Origin of the sequence: Methanogenium marinum (assembly GCF_028912405.1) — an archaeon.
Classification (GTDB): domain Archaea; phylum Halobacteriota; class Methanomicrobia; order Methanomicrobiales; family Methanomicrobiaceae; genus Methanogenium; species Methanogenium marinum.
This window is the reverse complement of the sequence record NZ_JAKELO010000002.1, coordinates 194,367-213,484: the sequence shown is the minus strand read 5'-3', so window position 1 is coordinate 213,484 and position 19,118 is coordinate 194,367. Positions and strand designations below refer to the sequence as shown.

Genomic DNA, 19,118 nt, shown 5'->3' with positions numbered 1-19,118 from the left:
CAACACTCTTTTAATACCTTCCTAGGTCATCATCTGGAACTGATCAAACCGGAACAGATCTTCATCAATCGTTCTCGGCCCTCTCCTCACCGGAGAAAAGTAGGTTCGCTGCAACACGACCCAGATGTTCTTGAGCAGCAGAGAGATTATTGCATATAGATATCGAACTACCACGTTTTTGGATGATGTTTTACATTTTACGATGTTCCTGATTCGATATGATGCTTCAATGGCAAACCTCGTTTTGTACGTGCTGTAGATCTTTCTCGTTGTCCAATCAATCCCATGAACAACATATCCCAAGTTGACATTCCCATGCTTTCCCTGCTGGTAATGAACGTCAATGGCAATATCTATTTCAAGAGGTTTCCCCTTGCTTTTCATCGTATATTTGCCAAATCTGCTCTTATTGCCCTTTAGGAGTGCCTTTATTTCTACGCTATGCTTTTTCACCGGCACAATGTGAGGAATCACTTCATCCTGAAGGAATGTGAACATATTCTTCGAATAAAATCCCCTGTCCAGGCAGAGGACTTCAACATTCACGTTCAAATTATGGATTGTCTCTACACATTTTCTGACATATTCGACCATCTTGACACCTTTTCTCACCAGAAAAACGGCAAGTGTCAGCCGTTCTCCTTTCTGGATGACGTACAGAGACACATATGAATAGAATGAGGTTGTTGATTTCTTCGGTCTGCTGCGGATAATGTAATCTGCGTTTGTATCGTCGATTTTTCCATAATATGGATCGTTTGTCAAATCGATTGCAAACGGGTATTTTTTGTCTTCCCTGAATGATGAGGCTGCAGCATCTGTGAGAATTCTGGGATTCATATCCTCCAGAGTTGGTAGATCAAGTTTTGATAGGTGATATCTGATTGATGTCTCACACGGTACCTTCTGAGCGATATTTCCAATAGAGTGAATGGACAGACGGTTCACTGACATTCCAATAAGGGTCTGAAAATGAGTTTTTTGGCCTAATTGGCCGTCAATAGGGATTTTAAGATTATGGTTCAATGCGTTTACGGCAAGATCAGAACATTCTTTTGATTTTAGGGCGTGTACTGTAATACGGGCGTTTTGATATTTGGTCATATTGCGGCGCCCACAGGGTACATAGATCTTTTCTTTTTGTTGACGTTACTTTGCCCGATTCATATTTACAAAAACATTACCCATCGTTGACAAGAACTACTGGGCTTGGAAAATTTAGAGAAGTAATGAGGACAGTGACTTTGATCATTCAGGATGATTCATTCACTGACTGTCCTCTGCAATGGAACTGAAATCTGCACGCATGAGATCCTCGCGGGTAGCGGTAGAACAAGAAGAGTTAAAGAGCATTTCAAAGGTCTTTTCTCCGAAACAATGAAGCAAAATAATACCAGAATTGCGCAGAAAGGCTCCGTTTTATATTTTGGAGAACCCGAAGTCCAGCAGCGCTCCATTGACTTTTATGAGCAGTTTTCCGGAGGTGAAACGATCTGGGCGTCCTGATTTACGAACGACTTCACCAGAATTTAGTTGACTTGGGCCTGACTACCATTGACGATATTCTGGATAATTTCCTGGAATATGCCGGAAATGAAGAGAAATCAGTTCTTGAAATTCTGGATTATCTCATGGATGAAGAAAGAAAATCAAGGACGAAAAAGAGAACAGAAAGGAATCTCAGACTTTCAGGTCTCCCATTTCGAAAGACGTTTGATGACTTAATTCGAATTTCAGCCATAAATTGATGTTTTTACGGTAAAGGATCTTCTCACACTCAAATTCGTTCACAATGCAGAAAATGTGGTGTTCCTTGGCCTTCCAGGGTGGGAAAGACACATCTTGCTGTTGCCCTGGGAATGGCATCCATTCACGCAGGAATGCAGGTTTATTTCATCAATGCATCCAATCTGATTGAAAAACTGCTCAACGCATACAATCAGGGCAAATTGCAGAGGTATCTGAATTATCTCTCGAAATATCAACTGCTGATCATAGATGAGATTGGCTATCTTCCATTTGATTCCGATGCTGCGTACTGTTTCTTTCAGCTGATTTGCACCCGGTATGAAAAGCGGTCCATTGTCTTCACCTCAAACAAGTCATACAGCCAGTGGGGCGAGATATTCCTGGATACAGTCATTGCTTCAACAATTCTTGACAGGATTCTGCACCACTCGACGGTAAATATCTGGGGTGACAGCCACCGTATGAAAGAACGTCAGAAGACCGAGAGGGTTCCACCGGTTAGTGGTGAACTCATAGGAAAGTTGAAGTAAAATTGTGGAAATACATTCCGGCATACTTGGGGAAAATTAACCCGGTGTTGATAGTTGTGATACGATCCAGAAGTCACAACCAGATTTCATTGCCATTTTGGCTCATGCGTAACCAACCTAACCTTTTCGCATCTCAGAACTACGACCCCTAAACGAAGCTTCACCTTTTGATTCTCCATGTGCCCATTTCCCTGGCGAATTTGTAGCGTTAGGTTCGATACTATTTCGCTTTTTCCTATAAGCTTTGCACAAATCCGTTACCAGAAATGCACATCAGAGTAGGGACACTCTGAATGGAGATATTGGCGGATTTTAACTGCAATCCATTGATATAGCTTTTCCCGTCGCACTGGATCAATTTTTAGTGAGCGTTTCCGGCGGATACTGGGATTATGAACTTATTTTCTATAAACAGAGTTCAAGAATATGAGCAAAGTTAAAATATTTGTTATAGAGGACCTGACCAGTTACAGAAAATTATGCGTTTAAAGTAATCCTCTGGAATATATTTAGAAATATATCCTTATCTAATGATCATACTCCTGAAAAAGATTATTTCTTCTTTTGTTATTCCTTTGAGAACAAATATTAGAATGAAATATATGATCGCACAAAGTGTTACCGTTAGCATTATCGACACAATTCCAACAGGTTGTAGGAAAAGTAATACTGGAATCATCAAGATTGATGCAAATAGAATTGGAAAAAATGTTCCAATATTAATATTATATGATAAGGTCAACTGAGATTTTGTATTTAAAATGTATGCAATAATCACAAGAACAAATACAAATGAAATAAGTGTCGTAACAGCGGCACCAATAATCCCCAAATATGGTATTAAAACAAGGTTTAATCCAAAATTAATCACTGCAGCGATTATCCATACCGTTGCTGTTATCTTGGTTTTTTTCTCTAAAATTAGAATTTGAAAAATAATTGCATAAACTCCAAAAAATATCGCGCATAACGCAGTAAATGGAGTGATCAGATACCCATTTTGTGCAATTTCAGGTGTTGAGATAATGGTTAATATCGGTTTGGATAGAATTGACAATCCGACAAATGATGGAACTGCTAACATAAGAAAATACTTTAGAGAATACTGGAGGACTGTTTGAACTCCCTGATAATTCTTTTCATCATAATACTTTGAAAGGACTGCAGGCAGCATGAATGAAAGTGGTGCAACGAACATATGGATAATATTTCCAAGAGTATATCCCGGTGCATAGTACCCGACATATGCAGTTCCCAGAAAAAGTCCAATCATATACCGATCACTCGAGTTCACCACCCAACTGGAAACGTTCCCAGGCACAGTCGGAAGACCAAAGGAGAGGTATTCCCGGAGGTGCGTGAACTTTGGGATGGTGAATCCGATGCCGGAAACGATGAGGACACCCATGATGAGCAGCAACGTGAGGTCGGTGATGAACAGTCCCATCACTGCGCCGAAGATCCCATAGCCTGCAAAGACAAGTCCTCCGACCATGATCAACTGTAGGCAGGTTTTAAAGAAGAGAAGTGAAGAATACCGCTTTATCTGTTGAAATGTCCTGAAGTAATTGAACTGGAGGAGATTTATGCACTCCAAAAAGACGACTAGTGCAAGGATCCGGGTAATAATCGTCTGTCCATCGAAGAGTGCAGCAGATATTGGTTCGGCCAGAATGAAGAGAGCGACTGAGGCGAGGCCGGCTGTCACAATTGTGATGACTGCAATTGAGTAGTAGCCTTCCTGTATCTCTTCCCGTGTTTTTGCTCCTGCGAGGAACCGGACCATTGTATAAGGGAGGCCGAGCATTACAATCCCGGGGACGAGGTTGATGGTTACAAGGATCTGAACATATATACCATATTCCTCAATAGAGAGGGTCTTGGTGAGGATGGGGATGAGTATGAGGCCGCTCAGACCAATGATGAGATTGGTTATGCCGATCAGACCTATTTGTCTGGCAAATCTATGGAATTCAGCCACTGTATTTAAGTTTGTTATAGAGCTATATCAGGATTTAGATTCATCGAGCAGGGATATGATTAAATTGACAACTCTCTCTGTTGCTTTCCCATCTATTTTGTATAGATATTTTTTGATATACTCTTCCCGTTTTTCATGTAATATGGAATTGTCGTCCAGAATTTTTTTTGTTGCAGAAAATAGATCCACTTGATCATAGACCCCAAGTGCCACCCCCTCAGAAACAAAATTGACCTGATCAGGATCCCCACTTAAATTTAGAACAATTACGGGTTTATTGAGAATAACTGCTTCCATAGCAGTTGTCGAGTTTTTGGTTATCATCATCTCGCATGAATAGAGAAGGGCATTGGTATCCACATCCTTCTTCAAGATCACTGGCTTGTAAGAAGTATTGTCATAATAGAGGGGGGCATCCTGATCCTCGCTAGGATGCAGTTTGATTACCAACTGTACTTCATCCTTTAAAGAGGTCATTGTATTATACACTGCATTTATGCTGGATATATTCTCCTCGGAGGACATGCCGTGCGTTTGGGTACACCAGAGAATTATTTTTTTATTTGGATCCAAGCCGAGATCCATTACTATTTTTGATTTGTCATAGATTTCACTGGCATGAGCTAGGATGTCATACCGGGGTTGACCCATGACGACAACTTTCTTGGACGTATTTGAATAATCCTTTAATTTTTTAAAGTATTCTCCCTGACAAATAAAATAATCTGATCTTATTGATTCTGATCCAAATTCATGTATAAATTTTCTTTGATATGTTTCATTGCTTGGTGAAATAGTTGAAGATTGGAGTGTGATGAATTTCAGGTAATTATTTTTGGATCTAGGTTTAAACTGCAGGACATCATCGTTAGAGATCACAACCCTTGGATTCAATTTTTTAAGGGCGTTGTAATAACAATAATCAACTATGGAATAGTAACCTAAATTTACCAAGCTAAAAAAAGAATCTAAACTGTATAAGATATGGGAATCTATAGATTTATCTGGATTCATTCTATTGGCCAAATAGTATTTGTTAATCCGCCACTGGATTATTTTTTTAACGGAAAAAAATGCTGAGTTTAAGAGATCTGAAAATTTAGTGTAAGAATCCACATTGACTGCTTTGATATTTAGATTCTTGGGTGGGGATGCTTTACATAATAGATTCAGATTGATATCTGGGTGTTGAGTCGATAATTCGGAAATAATGCTAAAAAACAGAGAATCTGATACTAAATTGTCAGAAACACTCTCTATTTTTACAAACCGATCTCTAGAAATGAAAAGAACATCGGTATTGTCTTGATATTTTTTTGAAAAAATATGTGTTATCCATCTACCTGCTCGCTTTGATGTGTATTTAATATCATTACGGTTAAAATAACTCCCTCCCATCATATTTGCTGATTCCTTTATTCTTATCATATCCTTCATACAATAATACCATAATGGAAAAGCATTAAGCTCATCAATTAGGATATTGCGAACACAGCTATTGGCAAATGCTGATTCTAATTTTTTATTTATTTTTGATTTCAATATGGGGAGTCCCTCCTTCTTTCTGTAATTATATTACTATACCGTACTCTATTTTATGTAGGATAAACCCTGTTTTTTGACTATGAATAATTGGTCAAATAGGACAGCAAGGAATAATGATTTCTCATCAGCCTGAATTACACTAACTTCAATTTTTGTTTTTACTAATTATCTTTATTACAAATTATCATATGAGTGATAAGTAATAATAAATTTATGAATATATATGTGTAGAGCCAGATGAGTATATATTATTAAATTGTATCTTTACAAAATATAGTGTATCTGAATAATTTGTTATAACTGATTTCCCAAAAGTTCCTGTAATTACAATGTGATTACTATTCTCTTCAAAATATTTTCTAATAATTATGATGGAGCTTTCCAATTCGTGATTTGGTTGAGGAGAAAAGTAATGAATTTTAACTGTAGAGAGATCGTATGCCTCCACAGTAGACAATGTTCTGGAAGAAATATATGGGTCAACAGTGAGTGTTTCTATTGGGGAATTGTTATTTGCCCATGCAATAGGGGCTAGTTCGGATAAATATATGCCTGTCCTCTGCTCACGATCTACACAATAGATAGGATCATTTCGGTTTATAAATGGTGTTGTGATTAGCAGGAATATCATAATGAATATAAATGCATAATAAATACACCTTTTTGTAGAAATTGTGTCTGTGCAATAATACAATAACTGTGCTGCATAGGCTGCAAAAATAACTAGCAATATTTCTAAAAAAGATATAAATCTGTGAGGTATGAATATCTGACCCAGTCCCAAAAATGTACCTGGATATATCACACAAAACAAAACAATAGCAGCAGAAATAAAGGCCCATCGGGAAAGCGAACGATTCTGTTTATAGCAACAAATAACAATTCCAATTATCGCAAGGGATAAAAGAAAGTTATATCCCAAATTATATAAGACATTTGACAATACATCGTAATTGCCAAACATATTCTCGTATACAGTTGAGGAATATGCACTTGAAGAAAAGTAATCTTGAATCATTCTTGAGATTGTCTTTTCAAGCCGTACAATCATTTTGCCAAAAAAACTGCTCTTATCCCATTCTCCTCCTATGTTTGCCCAGTAATATATTAAAATAATTGTAGAAATAAATAAAGGTAATATTTTAATCTGTAATGATTTTAATTTATTATAATTAATTTGAGCTGTATTGTTTAAAATTAATGTGGTATATATATGTTTTGAAGCAAAAATCACCCACATAATTAAAAATACACAAAACGTCGATAATTGATGCGTCAATATCGTTTCGATTATAAGAAATACTATGAGTATTTGGAATAATGTTCTGTTCTTGTTAGAAATTAGAAAATAAAGAATTAATATAAAAAAACAATGAACAAGTGAACTTGTATAAATGGCTGTCACTCCACGAACAAATATCATATCAGCAATATTGACAAAAATAACTGCAATTAATCCAGCTTGTGAATTGAACAGATTTCTTACAATGAGGAAAACGAATAAACTTAATATTATAACAAATGCAATTCCTACGGAGAGGAATAGCACCTTAGAAGGAGTTATTTCAAATAGAATTTCAGATATGGATACATAAGTGTGCCATAGGGGTGAATAAATATATTTTGTTGGGTTTATTTCAGGACTTGGAATGTGATGAAGATTTATTATTTGTGTAACCAGATTTAGGTGGAATTGTGTGTCATTTCCTGGGATAATTGGAAAACTAAAAAATCTCTCTGCACGGAAACTTATGGAGATAATTAGGGTCTTAAATATATAATAATTGGATTGGAATCCATCTGTAGATATTAAAAATAATTCAATAAACAATGAAAAAAATGCAAGAGCAATGAGTCCGAAGTATATCGGTGGTCGGATGTAACCACAAGTGTAATATACTAAAACTGAGAGTGTAAAACTTACAAAAAATATGATATTTGTAATAAGTTTGATTTTAAGTGCTAATTGATTAATAATGGGAACTTTATGAAAAATATCTTTTTTTTTAGCAAGACATTTATTTAGGTATAAACAGACTAATGAAGCAAAAATAAATGCGAGACCCATACCATATTGATCGATATTTTTGACATAAGAAATGACAAATAAAGTCAAACCAGCTATAAAAGACAGCACAGGAAGTAAAGTAGGAAAAATATTGCTAACTGAATTAAATAATTTATAAATCTTTAATGTTCTTATCATTATACACTCGCCTATGTTATTTGTTGTTTTTTGATTTTGGACGACATATAATTTGAATAAATACTAATACTTGTTTTACTCTCTCTCTCGAATGAAATCATAATAATATTAGTTGAATTCATAATTGATTGACTGGGGATATTTAACTTTTTATGTACAATAAACGATCATATAGATTTAAGACTGCCTTGGAAATATTCTCCCATGTAAACTGCTCCGCATACGTAAGGATGGCCCCCCTGTCCCATTCCCGCTCAAGTGCTTTCAGTATATTTTCTGCCAAGTCATATGAGTTAGTGGGTTCAACGGTGAGGCCGTAATCATCCGATTTAATGATTTCAGCCACCCCCCCAACCTTTGTTCCCACAAAGGCTTTACCACATCCAAGTGCCTCGAACATGACAGTAGGGTTCCCTTCGTTAAGACTTGCTAGAACAAAGAAATCGCAGGCGTTCATCCAAAAAGTCAGTTGATCACCAGGCAGCGACCCAAGCAACTTTACTTTATCTCCGAGGTGTAACTGGTCAATCTGCTTCTGCAGGTTATCTCTCTCTGGGCCCCTCTTCCCGATAAAACAGATAACATCATCCCGCTGACAGCAGACCTGTCCCATTGCATCGATCAGGTAGTTGAAACCTTTTCTTTTGATAAGATTACCCAGCGTGAATATGATTTTTCCATCCTTCGGCAGGCCAAGTTGTTCCCTTGCAATGTTGGTATCAATGGGGTGGAATGCTGGAGAAAATCCGTTAGGAATTGCATAGACCTGATCTTTGTAACGCTGCAGGACAGGTACATCCTTTTTATTCACTATGATGAGAGCATCGACCTCCGACCAGGCTGCATTATTAATGAGGGTGTGATTCATCCCGACCTCCTGGTAGAACCAGTCGATGTTCTCGTGAATAGAGATTATAATATACCGAAATACTTTATTGCTCATCGATTAATTTTACCCATTGATTTTTAAAAAAATCTAATGTGAAACACTCTTGAGTAGCAAATTCATACCCTATTTCCCCGAGTTTTGAGTTATCCATGGCATACTCCACACACTCCCTCAGCTTAGAGAAATCATGACAAATAATCTGTTTTCCCCCGGTTAATAGTTCCTCCATACCTCCCTTACCTGAACCAACAACCGGAGTTTTACATATCATAGCTTCATGGGCAGTTCTGCACCACCCTTCATTGAATTTTGACATAGTGACTGCTACTGAAGATGATCGCAATAATTTCAAATATTCATTATAATCTACATTGAGATGAATAACAGGAAGATTAACATCTTTTGCTCCACTTGTAACGAAGTATGCATCAAATTCTTTTAAGGCATCATATGCTTCAATCACACCTTTTGCTTTTTGGCAATTCCCGAGGTATATAATTGGTTTTTCCGACAAATGATATTTTTCTTTGAATGCATCAATACTGTTATCGCTGAACTTGAATTCCTCAAGAATAAATGGGTTGTAGATGACTTTTATTGACTTAAAACCAAGTCTTTCAAAATACTGTTTCCAATATTGTGAAACAACAACTATTGTATCAACCGAACTTAAATTATGAATCAGGACTTTATCTATAACATCACTTAGTATCTTTGTAGGTACCGGTTTTAATGAATTATCGATGTGATGAATTATTGCAATATTTTTTCCGTGGGTATTATCAAAAGGGAGAGTAAGTACTGAATTTAAGGTTCTAATCCATACAAATTTCTCTCCTTTAATTTTTGAAAGATTGTAATATAACTTGCTGAAATTGTAAAACTTATTTTTTTGCGGCCGAATTATTTCATGCATTTCGACATTAAAGCAATCTTCAATTCCATCAAATACCGATTGGTTGTAAATACCTCCTCCTTTCCCACTCTTGTCAAAAATAACTCCAACTTCCTTCATGGGATTACCATACCTTTCCCAATCCCCAGATATATGATCCCTTCACCACCGTCAAACATATTTTTCCCATCCACGACAACCGGCGCTGCCATCACTTCCTTCATGGTTTCCAGTGAGATTTCTCTGAACACATCATGGTCCGTGAGGAACAGAGCACATTCTGCACCATCAAGTGCCTCATTGATGCTTGTGGCGGATGTAAACACCCCTGCACAGGTCCGGAGTGAGGGGACATAGGGGTCATACACCTGCACCTTTGCTCCGAGCCGGACGAGTTCCTCAATAATCTTGATGGACGGTGACTCTCGTGGGTCGTTGATGTTCTTCTTGTAGGCAAGGCCCATCACAGTGACCTTTGCTCCATAGATTCTCTTTCCCACCTGTTTGAGGCCTTTCTCCACGAGGTTGACCGCATGCATTTTCATGAACTCGTTGATCTCACCTGAGGTCTCGATGAACCGGGGAATGAAACCGTACTTTTTCGCCTTGTAGGACATGTAAAAGGGATCCAACGGGATGCAGTGTCCGCCGATTCCCGGGCCGGGATAGAAAGGCATGAACCCGTAGGGTTTGGTGGCTGCGGCATCAACCACTTCCCAGGTATCGATGCCCATCCGCTCGAAGATGAGGGCCATCTCGTTGACGAGGGCGATATTAACATTCCGGAAGATGTTCTCCATCATTTTGACAGATTCTGCGGTATGCATGTCCCTGACGGGGATTATTTCCTCAATGATACTGCCGTAGAGGGCGGCGGCAATCTCGGTGCATGCGATGTTCATCCCACCGACTACCTTTGGGACCTCATCGACAGTGAACTGCTTGTTGCCTGGATCAATTCGTTCTGGTGAGTAGGCGACACCAAAATCGATACCGGCTTTTAAACCGCTCTCTTCAAGGATGGGGATGACAACTTCTTCGGTGGTTCCCGGATAGGTGGTGCTCTCCAGGATCACAAACTGGCCTTCTCTTAGCACACCGGCGATTGTTCCGCAGGCAGATTTGATATACGTAAGGTCGGGTAAACGCTCCTCAGTCAGGGGTGTTGGGACACATATGATGAGGAAGTCACAATTTTTCAGCTCAGCTGGATCGTCAGTTGGAAAAAAAGATTTGTTGACGTTCGTTGCGATTATCTGATCGGGAACATCCTGAATGTGTGATCTTCCCGACTGAAGGCTTTTAACTGCTTCACTGTTGACATCGAATCCGATCACAGAGAACTTCTTTGAATATTCAATTGCAAGAGGGAGCCCGACATAGCCGAGTCCGATGACTCCAATATTTGCATCATGATCTTTGATCTTTGTTAGTAAATTTTGCATAGCTTCTCCAATTTTTTAGGGAAATAAGTTTTGATTTTGGACATGTGAACATTCCTCTCTTCGTCCGGATCGAGGGGACGAATGGGTTATACCCAGCACCTCTGCGCTGAGGTTCGCAAGTATTTCGATTATATTAATGGACGGTGACTCCTGTGGGGTCGTTATTGTTTTTTTTGCAGGTGGGGCCCATAACGGTGTCCCTGGGTATGATGATCTACCTGTCAATTTGTTTCGGGGCACAAAAATTGGAGGCGACAAATTTTGCTTCATTTATTATGACCTCAAAATTGGTTTATTATTATCATCATAAACTGGATTAGATGTTTGCACATTCTTCTGATTCAGAACGATCTGAAGATATTCCATCACCTGCTCACCGATTTCTTCATGGGACAGAGCAAAGTCAATAATCGCCTCTACATAACCAAGTCGGTCACCTGTATCATATCGCTTTCCACTGAACTGGAATGCATAGACTGACTGGCGTTGACAGAGAATTTTGATGGCATCGGTGAGCTGAATTTCTCCCCCTACACCTGGTTGGACACTTTTAAGGCATTCAAATATCTCTGGAGTAAAAATATACCGACCCATTGCTCCTATCCGGGAGGGAGCATCCTCAAGCCTTGGTTTTTCTACAAGATCTTCTATCTGGTACAGTGAGGGCCCAATTGGATGACCCTTGATAATTCCATAACTGCTGACTTTTTCGGGAGGGACCTCATTTACCGCGATGACCGATCCATGGGTGTGATTAAACGTATCAATCAACTGTCTGGTGCAGGGCACTCCATTAACGATTATGTCGTCACCGAGAAGGACTGCAAATGGTTCATCACCGATATGCTTCTCCGCCCGTAATACTGCATCACCAAGACCCCTTGGTTCCTTCTGCCTGATGTAGTGAATATCTACGAGAGATGAAACATCCTGAACTACCTTGAGCATTTCATTTTTATGATGATCCCGCAGGTGCATTTCAAGTTCCGGTGAATCATCAAAATAATCTTCAATAGCTCTCTTACTCCTACCTGTGATGAAGATCAAATCGTCAATCCCGGAAGCTATTGCCTCTTCAACAACATACTGGATCACTGGCCTGTCAATAATGGGGAGCATTTCCTTAGGCATAGCTTTGGTGGCAGGGAGAAAGCGTGTCCCGAGACCCGCAACAGGGATAACAGCTTTATGGACCTTTGTCACCAGCACACCCCTTCATAGATAGTAGCATGATTCCGTGCAGCTTCGATCCTGCGTCCATCGATAACGATTTTGCCCGAATAATCAAGATATTCAAATTCTTTCCACTCAGTGAGGATAAGAACTGCATCGGCTTCAAGTACCGAGGAAGCAGAAGAGGTATACGTGATATGCGGAAATATGTGCCTGAAATTATCCATTGCTGCGGGATCATAGGCAATAACCTCGGCCCCTTCGGAACAAAGACTGGAAACAACTGGTATGGCCCTGCTTTCCCTGATGTCATCGGTATCAGGTTTGAATGCAAGGCCGAGAATTCCGATCGTTTTTCCCTTGAGATTTGGGAGGTGTCGCTTGAGGAGACCAAGAAGTCTCAGTGGTTGTGCCTCATTAGTCGCGATTACTGCATTAAGGACATTCAGTTTCTCTCCACAGTCCCTTGCCCCCGATAGGAGAGCGCAAACGTCCTTCGGGAAGCACGATCCACCAAAGCCTATGCCGGTCCTGAAAAATGCCGGGCTGATACGACTATCCATGCCCACTCCATCAAATACATCTTTTGAATCAACTCCCAGCGTTTTGCACAGATTCCCGATCTCGTTTGCAAAGCTGATTTTTGTGGCAAGAAATGCATTACTGGTGTATTTAATTATTTCAGCTGTACGAATTGAAGTTGTAAAAATCTGAGGATTTAGAGGGGCATATATGTCCCTGATGACGTTAGCAGTCCGTGGGTCATCTGCGCCGATTACGACCCGATCCGGAGAGAGGAAATCCTGTACTGCATTCCCTTCCCGGAGAAACTCAGGATTTGCACCGAGCCCGAAATCAATCCCTGCCTTCTTTCCCGAATGTTCTTCCAGGATTTGGCGAACCTGAGTATCCGTTGTTCCTGGGAATACCGTGCTTTTTACAATTATGACGTGGAAACTGTCTTTTTCCCGGAGTATTTCACCAATTTCCTTGCATGCATTGAATACATATGTTAGATTGATAGAACCATCAACATTTGAAGGAGTACCCACGGCGATAAAGGTAATATCCGTATTATTTACTGCAGTCCGGAGATCTGTTGTTGCACAGATTCGTTTTCGGTTCTCCTTTATGAGATCTTCGAGACCAGATTCATAAATGGGAGAATGTCCTTCATTGATAGAATAGACTCTACTGGGGTCAATATCAACGAGAGTCACTTCATGACCCATATCGGCAAAACATGTGCCGGTTACGCATCCAACATATCCACAACCGATTATTGAGAGAGATTTGCTCATTTAAAACTCCTGGAGATGTCATTTTTTTCCATCTTGGCAACACTGTCTGGATAATTTTCAATAAACCAAACCATAAATGCGGTAGCATCGATTTTGTCGCTTAGCAAATGTTCTTGCTTCTCTCGCCCTGTTTTCTTGAGATCTGGGTCCTGCAACAACTCAACTGCTTTCTTTATTGATTCTTCCTGACCTAATTCATCCAGTTTGAAATTATAGATAAGATCATAGATTTTCTCTTCCTCGTCTGTGTAACCACGACCGGCAAAATCGCAGAAGATTGCATGTGTTCCCAAAACAGCACACTCTGATGCCATGGTCGAGCTTTCACCATACAGGAGGGTGGCATAGTAAAGCAAATCATGCATTTTTTCGGGAGCAACTGAGATTCGATATTTTTCGAACTCCTGCGGCAGAGGTTTTTCTGAAGTGATAAAAACACGGCCGTATTTTTCGAATTCATGAATCGCTTTTCGCTTATTGTCTAGCGTAATGCCGCTCTGTCCTACGTCGTGGTTTGCTTGCCAAGAAACGAAGCGTATGACAATGAAGGGGTCACCCTCTTTGAGGTTGAGTTCGGTGAGGACAGTGGGGTTTGGTGTGAAGTTATTCGGATGGAGGTACGCGAGCTCATGGTAACTGTTATACCGGACCTGCTTCTTACCAAGGTCACCCACATAACAAGATGGGGTGCATACTGCATCACAGAACGGAACAGATAGTGAGTTTTGAAGTTTGGCATGTTCTGTGTCAGTGAAGATTATTGCATATTTCCCTAAAAGTTTTGCAGCGTGGCAAACACAAGGATTTCCCATTCCCATTAATAGATCCGGGTCAAATTGCTTTGCCAGAGAGTATATTGACAAATCTCTCTGGATCCATTCTATAATAAGTCCAGAAGTCCCTTTTTTTAAGGATCCTACAGGTACATATTCAATTTGATAATTTTTAAGAAGTGTGTGGGTTACATCCTTTTTCTTGCAGTAACCAGAAATTCATGGCCTCTGTTCTGCATTTCTGAGATAAAATTTCTGAACAAATGTACATGGGCGGGATGCCCCATATCGATGAGAATTTTCATTAATATTACCTCTGGTTCTGAATACTTGTCTCAATACCAACCATTTGTATTCCTCTCCTGTTCCATGTCATAGAGCATTGCAAATAGTAAAAACATCATTCCCAGCATAAATGTGATAAATGAAAGGACTCCATGCACGAAAAGTACATTATAACCTGCAATAAATTTCTCCCAGATTGTAATTAATGCCATTAAAATCCCTAGTGCTGAGAGCATTGTTCCAAAAAAATAGAAAAATACTAACGGGTGGAAACTCTGAATGATATATTTAGTTCTTAATCTGAAAAGGAAATCTTTCAATAGTAACCACGATACTTTGGTAATATAGGATCGATATCTTATTCCGGATGTCTCATTATTATATCTTGATGGATGAGGTACATTGCGCACTTTAAATCCTGAAATATTTAATTTTACCAGTCTGTCATTCAGATAACCGTACCTGGGATATATACTGTCAACATCGATCGTTCTTAAAGCGCGAGCAGAAATGACAGTATATCCATTTTGGGGGTCCATCATCTGCCAGTATCCTGATGCAATTTTCGTAAGAAATGTGAGAATTGAATTTCCAAACAATCTCCATTTGCTCATTCCTTTTCGGGATTTTGCATTTATTAATCGATTTCCCATTGTTAAGTCGCATTTACCATCGATGATAGGATCCAATAATTCGGGAAGAAATGCCGGATCCATTTGATTGTCACCATCCATGGTAGCGACAAGATCGATGTTTTCAATTATTGCCCTATTATATCCTGTAACAATGGCTGCACCGGGACCTTTGTTCACTTCATGCGTCAGGGGGACAACTCTGTCATCATGCTTTGCAAACTCTGCGATTATTTCTCCGGTGCGGTCCGGAGAACAATCATTTACCACATAGACGCGGTCCACATAATCAGGTATGGACTTTAGCGTCTCTTTGATGAGGAGTTCTTCCTTATATGCAGGTACGACAACGCTTATTTTTTTATCTCGATACAAATCGGGGGGACCTCCTTTGGGATTTTCGGATGGATTTATGTATGGGAATTTGGTTGAATGCTATCTATTTTTCCTATAGAATGTAACAGGTGGCTACAACCACCACTGATATTAAAATGTATTTTTGTTTTCACTAATAATTCCTCGTATTAAAATTTCCGGAATCGTCTGTTTTCTGTATTATTTCCTATGATTTAACTCAAAATATGGTCGGATGCGCATAGATTGTTCATTCTGGCTAAAAATGACATGTGGTATATCTGTGTATCTGTGGTGTCATTTCTCCGTCACGCATGGATGCCACTTATAAGAATCATTTGACGACTCTTGGCTCGCCTGTTGGATATGTCTCCCTGCAGGGTAATATTCCTGGTTGGGTAATTTATCCTTGATGAATTATTCCCCCTTATTTATTCCAACTGGTGACCTTATGTTTACCTCCTTCTGTTTGTCTATTGTAATGAAGATCCCTTCATGATCAAAGAAGCAGGAATCCCATAGCTTTGGTGGGCAGTTGACGTCATTGACATGGGCGGTGCTATTTCTTTTGGGACTGTGATTTCAGTAGGATTGGGGATTGGGATGAAAGTTGGATTTAGGTATTACCGGGACTGTGGTTGGGACTGTTATTTCAGTAGGATTGGGGATTGAGATGGAAGTTGGATTTAGGTATTACCGAGACTTTGGTTAGGACTTTGGTTAGAGATGGGGTTTGGACTGAAAGGAAATAACTCTGAAAAACAAATGGTCAGATAATTGTCAAAACAATCAGAAAAAAATAAAACGGGGAAAAATCCCCGAAAAACGACGCCCCGGCCGGGACTTGAACCCGGGTCAAAAGCTCCGCAAGCTTCTAGGATATCCACTACCCTACCGGGACCGGTATCGCACTTCCGTCTTAGCGAGGTGCTTACTAAGATACGTAGTTCTGAGTATAAAGGCTTTCGATTTGGTCCTGCGGTTGGATGAGGTGAGGGGGGATTTTATGGAATTTGTGTGGAATTTTGCAGGATTTTGTGCATTTTTCTGAAATTATAGGGGATATTTGCAGATTGGATTGGTTTTTGGTGTAGTGAATTGCACAAGGGCGCAGAATTGTTGGGATTCAGGGAGGTGAAGCAGAAGAGAAAGGAGTGGGGCGTAGTATTTACTCGTGTATTCACCTGCGTGTCTGTGAATTTGTTCATGGTTTCGAATTCTTTCAAGAAGTTGAAATCAGCATTTTTGATGTGGATCAGAATTTTTGATGTGAATCTGAATGTGGGATACTGATCTAAAGTTACAGCAGTGTTCAGAAATTATGACATCGATCAGAAATTGTCATCAATCTTAAAAATAAGATGCAAATCGAAAACGATACGAAAACGATACGAAAACGATGTGAATCAAAAAAAATACAAACAAAAAAAGAAGAGACAAAAAATAACCGGAAGATTTCCCCCATTTTCAACCCCGGTTATCTGGATTATCCTATCCTCTTTCCACGTCTCGTTTTTTCATTATTCCTCTCTCTTACTTTCTAGTAATTTGTAACTATTTTCCCTTTTTTCTTTCCTCTTCTCTCTCTCTCAGCTCATGAGAATGGATTATCATTGTCCACGAGGTTTGCTTCGGGGACTGATATGGTGATGCCCACTTCTACATTGTTTCCTGTGATCTCCAGCTGGTAGTTCCCGGGGTATCGCAGGGTTATGGTGTGCCTTTCATTCTCCTTTGTGAACTGTGCAAAGTCATTTTCCTCAACCACGTCGCCGGTATCACGGTCGATGATGGTGATGATGAGGTCAGCGTGCGGATCAGGATAGAACTCTTTGATGGTGATCAGATCTTTGGTTCCAAAATCGCTGTATATCCGCTTAGTATTGGTGTACATATCCGGATGAATGTCAAGATCGATTATCATCGCAGGAACTTTCAGATCGTAGTTGAGCGCCATTACGTCATAGAGCAAATATACCTTGTTTGAATATATCTCGGCATACCCCGGCACTTCAATTTGTGATGGTGTTTCGGTCGGCGACGCAGTCACCGTTGGTTCCTGGGTTCTGATGGGTGTGGCCACCTGCACCCAGTTCGGCGTTGCTGTCGGGGTCGCCGCTGCCCCATCCCCCCCTTCTGAACCAATCACGCGTCCATCCACCGGAAGTTCTGAACACCCTGCACATGCAAGAACGAGGATGATAGAAAGAACGGCCGCTAAGAGTAGCACCTGTCTGTTCATTATTAGCCTTATTGCGATAAAAATTATTTAATGTATGGGTGTTCTCTCCTATCGGTTTCATCCGGGAAAATGATTGAACATCAGAATCGGGATGTAATTACCCGGAATGGAAGATTTGGCTGTTTTGATACGCTTGGATACTCTTCCCACTTTTTATCTCCCTTTTTTCTGTTCTTATTTTATTCTTCTCTTTTTCTCAAACACGTCCTGTTTGATGAACAGCAAGGGGAGGTGCCCCCCTCCCTGCCGCTCTTCTCTCAGGTGCGATATGCCAAACATATAGGGGGTGAATGTGTTTGGATTCTTCCTGTTCTGCTTTTAGCTAATATTGTAACAAAAAAATATAAATTAAAGGACGGAATCCGGACAACGAAATAGGGAGAAAAAAATGAGGGAGAAATATTTTTTTTAGTACATGACGCATTCGTCTTACTGAATAATTCACTACATGCGATCAATAAATATGGATCGGTATTCAAAGTGACATATGTGGAGTGAATATCTCTGTAAGATGATACCCGTGTCATCGGATTTCTGATGATTTAATTATCCAATTATAATAATCCGGAAGTGTCAGGAAAGAGAAGAATGAACGTGAAAGACTGCGTAAGATGATCGAAGCAGATGGGTGGTACCTCGTGGTTACCCGGGGCAGTCACCGGCAGTATAAACATCTGGCAAAGCCGGGCAGAATAACCATTTCCGGACATCCGGCGGATGTTCTGGCTCCGGGAACGTTGAACAGTATCCTGAAGCAGGCTAGACTTAAAGGAAGGGATGAGTGATGAATCGATTTTTAGTAATTGTAGAGAAGACTGACGGCAACTATTCTGCGTACTCCCCGGATCTTCCGGGATGTGTGGCTACCGGAGCAACCCGTGAGGAGGCGGAAGAGCGAATGCATGAAGCTATTGAACTCCATATCGAGGGTCTTAGAGAGGATGGATGTCCTGTTCCGTTATCCCGTTCTTCAGCCATCTATGTTGCGGTCCGGTAGAGAGGAGTGAATGGGCGATTCTTGCCCTGGTAGTCACATACGTTGTGTAGGATATTCATAAGGACTCATCGAGGCTGTTGATGATCACCATTGCATGATTTGGTCCTTCTTTTCTCAGGAT

The 19,118-nt window shown here is 40.1% G+C and carries 15 protein-coding genes, 1 tRNA gene and 1 pseudogene; 3 read left to right on the top strand and 14 right to left on the bottom strand.

Going from position 1 to position 19,118, the window contains the following annotated elements:
- Positions 1-21 precede the first annotated feature (21 nt).
- Positions 22-1,104 carry an ISH3 family transposase gene (locus L0665_RS01435; RefSeq protein ID WP_274923943.1) on the bottom strand — a complete coding sequence of 361 codons (1,083 nt, stop codon included), beginning with the start codon at positions 1,102-1,104 and terminating at the stop codon, positions 22-24.
- A 434-nt stretch (positions 1,105-1,538) separates the two neighbouring features.
- On the opposite strand from L0665_RS01435, the pseudogene L0665_RS01430 reads away from it, so the two are divergent.
- Positions 1,539-2,279 (top strand): annotated as a pseudogene (locus tag L0665_RS01430) (ATP-binding protein).
- 523 nt (positions 2,280-2,802) lie between these two features.
- Here the strand turns inward: L0665_RS01430 and L0665_RS01425 are convergent.
- From L0665_RS01425 to L0665_RS01365, 13 genes are all read right to left on the bottom strand, one after another.
- Positions 2,803-4,260 (bottom strand): oligosaccharide flippase family protein, encoded by a 1,458-nt coding sequence (locus L0665_RS01425; RefSeq protein ID WP_274923942.1) that lies wholly within the window; start codon positions 4,258-4,260, stop codon positions 2,803-2,805.
- A 27-nt stretch (positions 4,261-4,287) separates the two neighbouring features.
- Complete coding sequence (locus L0665_RS01420; protein WP_274923941.1) at positions 4,288-5,802, bottom strand: CDP-glycerol glycerophosphotransferase family protein; 1,515 nt, start codon at positions 5,800-5,802, stop codon at positions 4,288-4,290.
- A 214-nt stretch (positions 5,803-6,016) separates the two neighbouring features.
- Positions 6,017-7,873: a hypothetical protein gene (locus L0665_RS01415; protein WP_274923940.1), complete on the bottom strand. Its 1,857-nt coding sequence runs from the start codon at positions 7,871-7,873 to the stop codon at positions 6,017-6,019.
- Positions 7,874-8,153: 280 nt separating this feature from the next.
- Positions 8,154-8,954: a glycosyltransferase gene (locus tag L0665_RS01410; protein ID WP_274923939.1), complete on the bottom strand. Its 801-nt coding sequence runs from the start codon at positions 8,952-8,954 to the stop codon at positions 8,154-8,156.
- On the bottom strand, positions 8,944-9,915 hold the full coding sequence (locus tag L0665_RS01405) for a glycosyltransferase (protein WP_274923938.1): 972 nt from the start codon (positions 9,913-9,915) through the stop codon (positions 8,944-8,946). Before L0665_RS01405 ends, L0665_RS01410 begins: the two co-directional genes overlap by 11 nt.
- Positions 9,912-11,240, bottom strand: a complete 1,329-nt coding sequence (locus L0665_RS01400; protein WP_274923937.1) for a nucleotide sugar dehydrogenase — start codon at positions 11,238-11,240, stop codon at positions 9,912-9,914. Before L0665_RS01400 ends, L0665_RS01405 begins: the two co-directional genes overlap by 4 nt.
- Before the next feature lie 273 nt (positions 11,241-11,513).
- Positions 11,514-12,443 (bottom strand): UTP--glucose-1-phosphate uridylyltransferase GalU, encoded by a 930-nt coding sequence (gene galU / locus L0665_RS01395; protein WP_274923936.1) that lies wholly within the window; start codon positions 12,441-12,443, stop codon positions 11,514-11,516.
- The gene (locus L0665_RS01390) at positions 12,440-13,714 is read right to left on the bottom strand and encodes a UDP-glucose dehydrogenase family protein (protein ID WP_274923935.1); all 1,275 of its coding nucleotides are present in this window, start codon (positions 13,712-13,714) and stop codon (positions 12,440-12,442) included. The genes galU and L0665_RS01390 overlap by 4 nt, the downstream gene beginning before the upstream one ends.
- A complete protein-coding gene (locus L0665_RS01385) occupies positions 13,711-14,649 on the bottom strand; it encodes a DUF354 domain-containing protein (RefSeq protein WP_274925697.1) in 939 nt (312 codons plus the stop codon). The genes L0665_RS01390 and L0665_RS01385 overlap by 4 nt, the downstream gene beginning before the upstream one ends.
- Positions 14,650-14,675: 26 nt before the next feature.
- Positions 14,676-14,774, bottom strand: a complete 99-nt coding sequence (locus tag L0665_RS01380; protein WP_274925696.1) for a hypothetical protein — start codon at positions 14,772-14,774, stop codon at positions 14,676-14,678.
- A 48-nt stretch (positions 14,775-14,822) separates the two neighbouring features.
- Positions 14,823-15,779 (bottom strand): glycosyltransferase family 2 protein, encoded by a 957-nt coding sequence (locus L0665_RS01375; protein ID WP_274923934.1) that lies wholly within the window; start codon positions 15,777-15,779, stop codon positions 14,823-14,825.
- An 808-nt stretch (positions 15,780-16,587) separates the two neighbouring features.
- A tRNA-Arg gene (locus L0665_RS01370) sits at positions 16,588-16,659 on the bottom strand.
- 693 nt (positions 16,660-17,352) lie between these two features.
- Positions 17,353-18,000: a hypothetical protein gene (locus L0665_RS01365; protein ID WP_274923933.1), complete on the bottom strand. Its 648-nt coding sequence runs from the start codon at positions 17,998-18,000 to the stop codon at positions 17,353-17,355.
- A gap of 611 nt (positions 18,001-18,611) precedes the next feature.
- On the opposite strand from L0665_RS01365, the gene L0665_RS01360 reads away from it, so the two are divergent.
- Together L0665_RS01360 and L0665_RS01355 are read left to right on the top strand one after the other, a co-directional pair.
- Entirely contained in the window at positions 18,612-18,785 is a 174-nt protein-coding gene (locus L0665_RS01360; protein ID WP_274923932.1) for a type II toxin-antitoxin system HicA family toxin, read from the top strand.
- A complete protein-coding gene (locus tag L0665_RS01355) occupies positions 18,785-18,997 on the top strand; it encodes a type II toxin-antitoxin system HicB family antitoxin (protein WP_274923931.1) in 213 nt (70 codons plus the stop codon). The genes L0665_RS01360 and L0665_RS01355 overlap by 1 nt, the downstream gene beginning before the upstream one ends.
- Positions 18,998-19,118 lie beyond the last annotated feature (121 nt).

What these genes read in the sequence shown, in the direction of transcription:
- L0665_RS01435 (WP_274923943.1), bottom strand. Translation starts at nt 1,104, where the DNA reads ATGACCAAATATCAAAACGCCCGTATTACAGTACACGCCCTAAAATCA.
- L0665_RS01415 (WP_274923940.1), bottom strand. Translation starts at nt 7,873, where the DNA reads ATGGGTCTCGCATTTATTTTTGCTTCATTAGTCTGTTTATACCTAAAT.
- L0665_RS01410 (WP_274923939.1), bottom strand. Translation starts at nt 8,954, where the DNA reads ATGAGCAATAAAGTATTTCGGTATATTATAATCTCTATTCACGAGAAC.
- L0665_RS01405 (WP_274923938.1), bottom strand. Translation starts at nt 9,915, where the DNA reads ATGAAGGAAGTTGGAGTTATTTTTGACAAGAGTGGGAAAGGAGGAGGT.
- L0665_RS01400 (WP_274923937.1), bottom strand. Translation starts at nt 11,240, where the DNA reads ATGCAAAATTTACTAACAAAGATCAAAGATCATGATGCAAATATTGGA.
- L0665_RS01390 (WP_274923935.1), bottom strand. Translation starts at nt 13,714, where the DNA reads ATGAGCAAATCTCTCTCAATAATCGGTTGTGGATATGTTGGATGCGTA.
- L0665_RS01380 (WP_274925696.1), bottom strand. Translation starts at nt 14,774, where the DNA reads ATGGGGCATCCCGCCCATGTACATTTGTTCAGAAATTTTATCTCAGAA.
- L0665_RS01365 (WP_274923933.1), bottom strand. Translation starts at nt 18,000, where the DNA reads ATGAACAGACAGGTGCTACTCTTAGCGGCCGTTCTTTCTATCATCCTC.
- L0665_RS01360 (WP_274923932.1), top strand. Translation starts at nt 18,612, where the DNA reads ATGATCGAAGCAGATGGGTGGTACCTCGTGGTTACCCGGGGCAGTCAC.
- L0665_RS01355 (WP_274923931.1), top strand. Translation starts at nt 18,785, where the DNA reads ATGAATCGATTTTTAGTAATTGTAGAGAAGACTGACGGCAACTATTCT.